Genomic DNA, 7,686 nt, shown 5'->3' on the forward strand with positions numbered 1-7,686 from the left:
CAATGTACGACGACCAGCCGCGCTATTTCGCGGGCCTCACCCGCTTTATGCGGAAGATGAACCAGACTTTTTCGCGCGGGCCTTCGCGCGGAAGCGTGCCGCCCAGCCGTTGAGGCCTTTCTGCTCGGCGCGGGCGATGCCTAGCGCGTCCGGCTCGACGTCTTTCGTCACGACGCTGCCCGCGCCGACGATCGCGCCCGCGCCGATCGTCACCGGGGCGACCAGCGCGCTGTTCGAACCGATGAAAGCGCCATCGCCGATCACCGTGCGGTATTTGAAAAAGCCGTCGTAGTTGCAGGTGATCGTGCCCGCGCCGATGTTGGCATTGGCACCGACGTCGGCGTCACCGAGATAGGTCAGGTGGTTGGCCTTGGCGCCGGGGCCGAGGCGCGCCTTTTTCATCTCGACGAAATTGCCGATCTTCGAGCCTTCCTCCATCACCGCGCCGGGGCGGAGGCGGGCGAACGGGCCGACTTCGCAACCCGGGCCGACCGATGCTCCCTCGATGTGGCTGAAGGCGCGGATGATCGCGCCGTCGGCGATGGTCACGCCGGGGCCGAAGAAAACGTGGGGCTCGATCGTCACGTCGCGGCCGATGACGGTGTCGGCGGCGAACCAGACGCTGGCGGGGTCGATGAGTGATACTCCCGCCGCCATCATCTGCATCCGGCGACGCTGCTGCCATTGCCCTTCGGCGGCGGCGAGTTCGGCGCGGCTGTTGATCCCGACCGCCTCGATCGCCGCGCCCTCGACCGCGACGGCGGCGATGCCTTCGGCGGCCGCGACCATGACGAGGTCGGGGAGGTAATATTCGCCTGCCGCGTTGTCGTTGCCGATTTGGGGCAGCCAGCGGCGCAAGTCCGTGGCGGCGAGCGCCATCATTCCGCTGTTGCACAGCCGGACTGCTCGCTCTGCCTCGGTGGCGTCCTTATACTCGACCATCTTCGCGACAAGATCGCCGTGGCCGAGGATCACGCGGCCATAGGCGCCGGGATCGACGGGCGTATGCGCGAGGACGACGATGCTGGGGGAGTCGGGGGCGGCCAACCGGGACAACATCGCGCGAAGAGTCCCGGCTTCAACGAAAGGGGTATCTCCGAACAATATCAGGATGTTACCGTCAAAACTGTCGAGCGCGGGCAAGCCTTGCGCGACGGCGTGGGCGGTGCCGAATTGCTCGCCCTGAACCGCGATCGTCGCGCCGCGCGCCGCGACCATTGCCTCGACCTGCTCGCGGCCCTTGCCGACGACGAGCACTTCACGCGCCGGCGACAGTTCGGACACGGTGTCGAGCAGGTGGAGCAGCATCGCCTTGCCGGCGATCGGGTGAAGTACCTTGTGCGTATCGGACCGCATCCGCGTGCCCTGCCCGGCGGCGAGAATGATTACGGCGAGCGGCAAGACAGGGTCGGTCATATGCCCGACTTTGCCATGCCGTCACGCGGCGCGCCAGTGGGCCGCCCGTGATGCGAGCGGCCCGGTCCGTCTCAGCTTTTGGCCGGCGGAGTCTTGGGCGGAGTCTTGGGCGGAGTCGCCCGCTTGCGCGCCGAAGCACCGCCACGGCGAGTCTTCGCTTTCGAGGAGCGCTTGGCGGTGGCCGAACGCGGCTTGGGTCCGGGCTTCGACGCCGCCGGGGTAGAGCTCGCTGCCGCAGCGGTCGCGGCGCGCGGCTTCGGCCCGGGCTTGGCGCGCGTCGCGGGCGCCGCCGCCGTCGCGGCGCGCGGCTTGGGACCGGGCTTGAGGCGGATGGTCTTTGTCGCCGCCTTTGCGCGCGGTTTGCGGGTCGTCGTCGCCTTGCTCGCCGATGTCGAAGCGCGCGCGCTTGGTGCCGCTTTCGGCTTGGCGCTGCTCGTCGCGGCGGTGAATTCGTCGCTCCACTTGCCCGACATCACCCGCTGGGCTGCGTCGGCGACCGCTTCGGCGATCAGCGTACCGAGCTTCGACGCACTCGTCATCATCGCGGTCGCCGCGCTTGACGCGCTGTCGGCGGCGTCCATCCCGGCGTCGCGAATCTTGCGCCGCGCGCCCGGTGAAGCAGCCAGCGCCGCCGCCGCCGCGGTCAGCGCCGCCGCGAGCATTTCGCGGCTCAGCGCGGCTTTCGCCAGCTTGTCGATCGTGGTCTCGCTACCGCTGCTGGTGGAACCCGATTTCCCACCCGAACCGCGCGTCGTCGATTTGGCCATGCGTACCTCCCGTGAAGTCGTCGAAGGCAAGACGGTCCACCGGCGAAACGGTTCCGTCAAGCGCAAGTTACGCGCACCATTCAAAGGCCTGGAATAGTTAAGGGAGCTGCCACCTGAGTGACAGCCCCCTCGACATGGTCAGCGGCCGGAAGTTCCAGCCCGGAAGACCTCGTGCGGAGTGATTAGCCCCGCATCTCCCGAACGAACGAACCCGACCCCTTAGCTGAACCATGAGACATCGGATCACCTCCTTTCGCTGCGTTGAAACTGGAGACAGGATGAGTCGAAACGCGGCACACTTCAAGACTTGAAAATAACCAAATTCTGGTCATAATCCTGTGCTGGTTTTTCGAGCCGCCGCGGACGCGTATCGCGGACGCGAAGGATACTCGCCAAACTGGCGTTCAGCCGACCAGCTTCTCGACCTTCGCCTGCAACGCCGCGAGCTCGGCGCGCAGCTTATCGATCTCGCTCGCCCCGCCCGCTGCCTGGGTCCCTGCGGGCTCGGTCGCTTTCACCTTGGGCCGGAGTGCCGCGGTCGCATCCTCGAACATCGCCATGTTGCGCTTGGCAAGGTCGGCCAGCGGGTTGGCGGTCAGCGCATCGCGCATCGCATTCTGGTTGGACTTGAACGCGTCCATTGCCGCGTCGAGATAGGCCGGCACCGCGCCCTGCATCGACCCGCCGTAGAGCCCGATCAGCTGGCGCAGGAAATTGACCGGCAACATGGTCGATCCGCGCGATTCCTCGTCGACGATGATCTGGGTCAGCACCTGGTGGGTGATGTCGTCGCCCGACTTGGCGTCGAGCACTTCGAATTCGCGGCCCTCGCGGATCATCGCCGCCAGCCGGTCGAGCGTGATGTAGCTCGAGCTTTCGGTGTCATAAAGCCGCCGGTTGGCGTACTTCTTGATCGTCACCTTGCCGCCAGACTTCGCCATGCTCTACTCCTGTGCCGTGACCGAAACAGTAGCACCGCGAGATATCGCACTGCAACATGGCGCTGGAGCGACGATGGCGCCGCGTCCGTTGCCGCTGTTCCTCGAGCTTTTGCGCGAAGTTTCAAAGGGGAACCCGGCGCTTGCCCGCCGCGCGCTCGACGGGCTCGGGCGATATCAGCGGGCCGAGCGGCGGCCGCCCCAAGCGCCGCGTCCCGCATTGGCGCAAGTCGGCGGCACGATGGTGCGCGATCATGGCGGGAGCGGTTCGCCGGTGCTGCTCGTGCCGTCGCTGATCAACCCGCCGCGCGTGCTCGACCTGCCCGGCCAGTCACTGGCCGAAGCGCTGGCGACGCGGCACCACATGATGCTGCTCGATTGGGGCCCGGCGTCGGCGCGCGCCGATCTCGACCTTGTCGGACATGTCGAGCAGTTGCTGGTGCCGTTGATGCGCCAGATCGGCGAACCGGTCGCGCTCGCCGGCTATTGCCTGGGTGGAACGATGGCGCTGGCGGCGGCCAACCTCATCCCGGTGACGCGAGTCGCGACGCTCGCCGCGCCGTGGGTGTTTTCGGCCTATCCCGAGGAGTCGCGCGCCTCGCTCAAGCAGCTGTGGACCAGCGCCGCGCCCGCCTCCACGGCGTTCGGGGTGCTCCCGACCGAGGTGTTGCAGGCGGCCTTCTGGTCGCTCGATCCTGCCGCGATCGTCGCCAAGTTCGCCCGCCTCGCCGACGAGCCCGAGCAAAGCGCGGCGCTTGCCCGCTTCGTCGCACTGGAGGATTGGGCGAACGACGGCGAAGCGCTCCCCCTCCCCGCCGCGCGCGAATTGATCGAGCAATTGTTCCTCGCCGACCGTTCGGGGCGCGGGACATGGCAGGTCGGCGGTGCCATCATCCGCCCCGACCCCGCGCCGGCGCTCCACTTCACCGCCCGCGCCGACCGCATCGTTCCCGCCGCAAGCGCCCCGCCCGGGCCGTCCCACGCCGTCTCCGCCGGACACGTCGGCATGATCGTCGGCAGTAACGCGCCCGAGCAGCTCCACCGGCCGCTGCTGGACTTCCTCACCTGACGTTGATGCAGTCGTCACGGGTCAGCGACGGCGGCGCATCGGCGCGCAGCTTCAGCCGCGAGGTCAGCTGCGCCAATCTCCGCACATAGGCATCGGTGAACACCACCGCGCAGCCGCGGCTGAGGTGCGACCATTCGGGGAGCAGCAGGTTATTGACCGACGCGGGCAAATCGTCGTTGTGGACCCCGACGCTGTGCGTGACACGAAGCAGCGCGTTCCAGCCCTTGGCTTTGGGGATCGCCGCTTCCTCGTTGATGCGCAGGTGGCGGTCCGACGGAGGGCGGACGAACACCACGTCACCGCCCCGCGCGCGAATGGTTGCGACGGCGGTTGCCGCTTCGGCCAGGCCCTTGCGAATTTGGGCGTCGGCGAAGGGCTTGTCCTCCTTGAACCCCTTCCACGCATAGCGGGCGTGGCCGCGCAGTCGCGCATCGGTCAGGATGCGCGGCCACATCGATGTCTCGCGATGCTCGCCGACCTCCGCTAATTTCCAGACATCGTCGTATGGCCCGTCAGCTCCGCCACGGTAGCCGGGATCGAGCCGCGCGGCGACGACGCTCAGCCGGTAGCTCGAATCGAGGAACGCCAGGCGCCGCTGAAGGAAATGGTCGATCGCCTGCGACGATTCCTTCGCCGGCGAGAGGAAGTGTTTGCGCTCGTGAATGTAGCGACCATAGCCGTCGAATGGCTGGAAGAACATCGTGTCCGCCATCCCGACGATGAGCAGCCCGTGGAACGCCTTGTTGTCGGCGACGTCCTTCAGCAATGTGCGCGCGCTGGTCCCGTGAATCGCGAGCTGGAGCGGGCGGATTCCGGTTAGCTGCTCGAACCGGTTGAAATTGGTGTCGAACAGGATCCGGCTGTCGCCGACGATCGCCACCGGTGCCTGCGCCGAGCGGGCGCGTTCGTTGGCCCAGTCGGTCTCGCTATTGTCGAGATCGCCGGCGTGAAGCCCGTTGCGCCGCGCATTGACTTCGAGCGCGGCGGTGCCGGCGAGCAGCGCCAGCGCGACGCCAAGCGCGAGCCTGCCCCATGGCTGGCGGGGGACGTCGCGGGTCGGCACCGGCTGCGCCTGCCCGGGGCGGTCCGACGCGGTCAGCCTGAGCCCGGCGGGGAGCGCGCCGTCACGGCTGAGCACACCGCCGCCGGGGAGGGTCGGGTTGGGACCGCCGGAACCGTTAGAACTGGAAGTAGATGAAGGCATTGCCCGCTCCCTGTTCGGCGATGATCGCGATGCCCATCCCTGCCCATATCAGCCCAACGAGCCACGCCGGGGTCCGTTCGATGACCAGCTCGATCGTGCGGTCGCGCATCGCCCAGTGGGTCGCGACGATCGCGGTCGTCGCGACCAGCGCGTAGATTAGCGGCAGCAGCGCGATCAGCGGCGTGGGCTTGGCCGACATGCCGACCATCGCGGTAAGGATCGTCGCCGCGCCGCCGAAGGTCTTGGCGCGAAAGAACACCCAGGTGACGTTGATCAGCAGGAAGGTCAGCAGCCCCAGCGCGACGAGCATCGCGCGGCCTGGCGTCACTCCGGCGAACCGCTTCTTCAGCCAGCGTTCGGCGGCGAGATAGGTCCCGTGAAGCCCGCCCCACACGACGAACGTCCAGCTCGCGCCGTGCCAAAGGCCGCCGAGCAGCATCGTTCCCATCAGCGCGGCATAGGTCCGCGCTTCGCCGTGGCGATTGCCGCCCAGCGGAATGTAGAGATAGTCGCGCAGCCAGCTTGACAAGGTGATGTGCCAACGCCGCCAGAAATCGGAGAAGCCGATCGCCGCATAAGGAAAGCGGAAATTATCGGGCATGGCGAAGCCGAGGCACATCGCGACCCCGATCGCGGTCGTCGAATAGCCGGCGAAGTCGCAGAAGATCTGCCCGGCGAACGCAAACGTCGCGGCCCACGCGTCGAGCATCCCCGGTATTTTGTCGTGCGCGTCATAGACCTTCTCGACCACCGGGCCGAGGAAGCCGTCGGCGATGACGACCTTCTGGAACAGCCCGAGGGTGACCAGCGCGAGCCCGAAGAAGAGCTGGTGCGCGCTCGCCTTGCGCTGTTCCGCGAACTGCGGGACGAGCTCGGTCGGGCGCATGATCGGCCCCGCGACGAGGTGCGGGAAAAAGGTCACGAACAGCGCGTAGTCGAGAAACCGCTTGGCCGGCTGGGCGCGGCGCAGATAGACGTCGAGCGTGTAGGACAGCGTCGCGAAGGTATAGAAGCTGATCCCGACCGGCAGGATGATGTCATATTGCGCCGGATGGAAATCGACCCCCACGGCCTTCGCCAGAGCGACGAAATTGGCGAGCAGAAACTCGCCATATTTGAAGAAGCCAAGCATGCCGAGGTTGACCACGACCGACGTGATCATCCACGCCCGCCGGGTCGACTGGCGCTCCGACCGGACCATCGCCTGCGCCGCCCACCAGTCGACCACGGTCGAAATCCACAGCAGGATTACGAACGGCGGATTCCACGCGGCGTAGAAGATGTAGCTGGCGACCAGCAGGTTGATCTTCTTGACCGTCCACGGAAAGCGCCAGTTGTGCAGCGCGAGGACGATTGCGAAAAAGACCAGGAAGGTCAGCGAGTTAAAGATCATGCGTCGCGCCACCGCGCGCTGGTCGTCCCGTTCCTCATGCCCTGGCCCCCACAAGCTGCACGCATACACAAAGGCCGGCGACTCGAAAGTTGCGCTGGATCAAGCCTCCTGGTGAAGGTGGTGCGCCATTCGGGGGGCGGAGGCAAGCCGCGCAACCTCGCTTGCCCGCGCGCGCCTCTCCGGCTAAACGACGGCCCACGCACCCATAGCTCAGCTGGATAGAGCGCTGCCCTCCGAAGGCATCAAATCTCAAGTCGGCGGTTGCAGGCCGAGCCTGAACGCCAACGATGTCGCGACGCTTAGCAAGCACCTCGCCCAGCAGACGCAGCCTGATCCTCGCTTGCTCGTCTCCCTTATCCGACGCTGGCGATCTCACGATCCTGAACGGAACTCCAGTCCCGAGTGGGCGGCTCTGGCTCCCGGCACGCAGAAAACTTGGGGAAGCCAATTGCGAATCATCGAAGACCGGTGGGGAACGACCCCACTGTCGCTGTGGAATGACCACCGCATGCAATCGAAGGTCATGGACTGGCGTGACTCCCGTTCATCGACGCCACGCGCCGCCGATCTGGGGGTGATGGTTCTCCGGGAGCTTCTTAAATTCGGGAAGTTGAGAGGATTGGTCTCGCAAAATGCGGCGGCAGGGATTCCGACCCTTTACCGGGGTGGCAACCGCGCCGAGATAATCTGGACTGAAGAGGACATTGACCGGTTCTGCTGGCATGCAATCATGCTGGAAAGGCCGCATATGATCGATGGCTTGATGCTGATGGTCGCCAATGCCCACGCCGCTAGGCTCGCAATTGCCGAAAGCGGTGATCAGCCCGTTGATGTTGTCGCGGAGAAACATGGGTTCACACGCCATTACTTCGCGCAACTCGTACGGCTCGGCGGCCTCG

The 7,686-nt window shown here is 66.3% G+C and carries 7 protein-coding genes; 2 read left to right on the forward strand and 5 right to left on the reverse strand.

Annotated features, from left to right (window positions below; all coding sequences use genetic code 11):
* Positions 1-45: 45 nt before the first annotated feature.
* From glmU to phaR, 3 genes are all read right to left on the reverse strand, one after another.
* Positions 46-1,416, reverse strand: coding sequence for a bifunctional UDP-N-acetylglucosamine diphosphorylase/glucosamine-1-phosphate N-acetyltransferase GlmU (gene glmU, locus Q0R27_RS12045; protein ID WP_293945112.1), 1,371 nt, complete (start codon positions 1,414-1,416; stop codon positions 46-48).
* 71 nt (positions 1,417-1,487) lie between these two features.
* Positions 1,488-2,183, reverse strand: coding sequence for a hypothetical protein (locus tag Q0R27_RS12050; RefSeq protein ID WP_293945114.1), 696 nt, complete (start codon positions 2,181-2,183; stop codon positions 1,488-1,490).
* Between the two features lie 404 nt (positions 2,184-2,587).
* Positions 2,588-3,124, reverse strand: a complete 537-nt coding sequence (gene phaR, locus Q0R27_RS12055) for a polyhydroxyalkanoate synthesis repressor PhaR (protein ID WP_293945116.1) — start codon at positions 3,122-3,124, stop codon at positions 2,588-2,590.
* A 73-nt stretch (positions 3,125-3,197) separates the two neighbouring features.
* Between phaR and Q0R27_RS12060 the strand changes: the two genes are divergently transcribed.
* Positions 3,198-4,190: an alpha/beta hydrolase gene (locus tag Q0R27_RS12060; protein WP_293945118.1), complete on the forward strand. Its 993-nt coding sequence runs from the start codon at positions 3,198-3,200 to the stop codon at positions 4,188-4,190.
* Here Q0R27_RS12060 and Q0R27_RS12065 read toward each other — a convergent pair.
* Positions 4,183-5,394, reverse strand: a complete 1,212-nt coding sequence (locus Q0R27_RS12065) for a hypothetical protein (protein WP_293945120.1) — start codon at positions 5,392-5,394, stop codon at positions 4,183-4,185. The genes Q0R27_RS12060 and Q0R27_RS12065 overlap by 8 nt on opposite strands.
* The gene (locus Q0R27_RS12070) at positions 5,369-6,787 is read right to left on the reverse strand and encodes an MBOAT family O-acyltransferase (RefSeq protein ID WP_293945122.1); all 1,419 of its coding nucleotides are present in this window, start codon (positions 6,785-6,787) and stop codon (positions 5,369-5,371) included. The genes Q0R27_RS12065 and Q0R27_RS12070 overlap by 26 nt, the downstream gene beginning before the upstream one ends.
* A gap of 508 nt (positions 6,788-7,295) precedes the next feature.
* Here Q0R27_RS12070 and Q0R27_RS12075 point away from each other — a divergent pair.
* Positions 7,296-7,686: hypothetical protein (locus Q0R27_RS12075; RefSeq protein ID WP_293945124.1), on the forward strand; the 391-nt coding region annotated here is incomplete at its 3' end.

It is taken from the genome of Sphingomonas sp. (assembly GCF_025362505.1).
In the GTDB taxonomy this organism is placed as follows: domain Bacteria; phylum Pseudomonadota; class Alphaproteobacteria; order Sphingomonadales; family Sphingomonadaceae; genus Sphingomicrobium.

Bases quoted from the DNA above. Each gene is read 5' to 3' on its own strand.
- Q0R27_RS12070 (WP_293945122.1), bottom strand. From the start codon at position 6,787: ATGATCTTTAACTCGCTGACCTTCCTGGTCTTTTTCGCAATCGTCCTC.
- Q0R27_RS12060 (WP_293945118.1), top strand. From the start codon at position 3,198: ATGGCGCCGCGTCCGTTGCCGCTGTTCCTCGAGCTTTTGCGCGAAGTT.
- Q0R27_RS12050 (WP_293945114.1), bottom strand. From the start codon at position 2,183: ATGGCCAAATCGACGACGCGCGGTTCGGGTGGGAAATCGGGTTCCACC.
- phaR (WP_293945116.1), bottom strand. From the start codon at position 3,124: ATGGCGAAGTCTGGCGGCAAGGTGACGATCAAGAAGTACGCCAACCGG.
- glmU (WP_293945112.1), bottom strand. From the start codon at position 1,416: ATGACCGACCCTGTCTTGCCGCTCGCCGTAATCATTCTCGCCGCCGGG.
- Q0R27_RS12065 (WP_293945120.1), bottom strand. From the start codon at position 5,394: ATGCCTTCATCTACTTCCAGTTCTAACGGTTCCGGCGGTCCCAACCCG.